Source organism: Janthinobacterium sp. P210005, from assembly GCF_036231865.1.
Lineage (GTDB): Bacteria > Pseudomonadota > Gammaproteobacteria > Burkholderiales > Burkholderiaceae_D > Janthinobacterium > Janthinobacterium kumbetense.
In genome coordinates this window covers 1-1,406 of the sequence record NZ_JAZARC010000013.1, presented here as the reverse complement: position 1 = coordinate 1,406, position 1,406 = coordinate 1, and the positions used below count along the sequence as shown (strand labels likewise).

Annotated in this window: 1 rRNA gene; it reads right to left on the bottom strand. The window is 51.3% G+C overall.

The features are described from left to right. Nucleotides 1–56: 56 nt before the first annotated feature. Nucleotides 57–1,406 (bottom strand): 23S ribosomal RNA (locus VPH40_RS27895); the annotation flags it as partial.

The following is a 1,406-nucleotide window of genomic DNA, read 5'->3' as shown; positions in this document are numbered from 1 at the left end:
GTATCAACACACACGCAACGTTGTACCGTCTTATCCTCTGTACCTGCTAAGGTTATAGGGACAAGCCGTACGGGCAATTAGTACTGGTTAGCTTAATGCATTACTGCACTTCCACACCCAGCCTATCAACGTCCTGGTCTCGAACGACCCTTCAAAGAGCTCAAGGCTCTGGGAAATCTCATCTCAAGGCAAGTTTCCCGCTTAGATGCTTTCAGCGGTTATCTCTTCCGAACTTAGCTACCCGGCAATGCCACTGGCGTGACAACCGGTACACCAGAGGTTCGTCCACTCCGGTCCTCTCGTACTAGGAGCAGCCCCCTTCAAATTTCCAACGCCCACGGCAGATAGGGACCAAACTGTCTCACGACGTTTTAAACCCAGCTCACGTACCACTTTAAATGGCGAACAGCCATACCCTTGGGACCGGCTACAGCCCCAGGATGTGATGAGCCGACATCGAGGTGCCAAACTCCCCCGTCGATATGAACTCTTGGGAGGAATCAGCCTGTTATCCCCAGAGTACCTTTTATCCGTTGAGCGATGGCCCTTCCATACAGAACCACCGGATCACTATGTCCTACTTTCGTACCTGCTCGACTTGTCAGTCTCGCAGTTAAGCACGCTTATGCCATTGCACTATCAACACGATGTCCGACCGTATCTAGCGTACCTTCGAACTCCTCCGTTACACTTTAGGAGGAGACCGCCCCAGTCAAACTGCCTACCATGCACTGTCCCCGATCCGGATAACGGACCAAGGTTAGAACCTCAAACAAACCAGGGTGGTATTTCAAGGTTGGCTCCACGAGAACTAGCGTCCCCGCTTCAAAGCCTCCCACCTATCCTACACAGATTGGTTCAAAGTCCAATGCAAAGCTACAGTAAAGGTTCATGGGGTCTTTCCGTCTAGCCGCGGGTAGATTGCATCATCACAAACATTTCAACTTCGCTGAGTCTCGGGAGGAGACAGTGTGGCCATCGTTACGCCATTCGTGCAGGTCGGAACTTACCCGACAAGGAATTTCGCTACCTTAGGACCGTTATAGTTACGGCCGCCGTTTACTGGGACTTCAATCAAGAGCTTGCACCCCATCATTTAATCTTCCAGCACCGGGCAGGCGTCACACCCTATACGTCCACTTTCGTGTTTGCAGAGTGCTGTGTTTTTATTAAACAGTCGCAGCCACCAGTTTATTGCAACCCTTTCACCCTCATGGAGTAAACCAATCAAGCTACCGGGGCGTACCTTTTCCCGAAGTTACGGTACCAATTTGCCGAGTTCCTTCTCCCGAGTTCTCTCAAGCGCCTTAGAATACTCATCTCGCCCACCTGTGTCGGTTTGCGGTACGGTCTCGTATGACTGAAGCTTAGAGGCTTTTCTTGGAACCACTTCCGATTGCTTCGTG